Annotated in this window: 1 protein-coding gene; it reads right to left on the bottom strand. The window is 31.2% G+C overall.

Annotation, left to right across the window (positions count from 1 at the left end; translation table 11 throughout):
- On the bottom strand, positions 1–324 hold a 324-nt coding region (locus tag OCV72_RS16445; protein ID WP_155515247.1), incomplete at its 3' end, for a hypothetical protein.
- Positions 325–423 lie beyond the last annotated feature (99 nt).

Raw genomic sequence — 423 nt, 5'->3', positions numbered from 1 at the left:
TACAAATAACATCAGAATAATTAATATATTACTTTGATATTTACTATCAAGTTGATTGATTTTCAATGCATACCGAAAGTAAAAAGGTCCTTTTTTCGCCTGTTCAAGAATAAATGCACCACTGAAAGTAATAATAAGAATTCCGCCTATCAGAAAATATATATGTGCAAAATAATATCCCCATGTTCCTGGCTTATATTGTTTAATTGCAAGTATTATAAATACAATCCCTAACACTGTAAGCAACATCCATTTTGAACTGACGGGGCGTTTTTCCTTTATTTCCTCTTTCATCATTAAAGAGCTTAAATTTCTTCCGTCCATCCACACCAGGAGAATTATAAAGATTCCAAGCATAACTCCCAGACACAAAAGAATTGTATTTTTATATACGACCGGATCCACTTTTTGTAATGTAATAAT

The organism is Dorea amylophila (assembly GCF_025567265.1).
GTDB classification, from domain to species: Bacteria; Bacillota; Clostridia; order Lachnospirales; family Lachnospiraceae; genus Dorea_A; species Dorea_A amylophila.
Note: the sequence above shows the minus strand (reverse complement) of the source record. Positions and strands in the feature narration are given on the sequence as shown.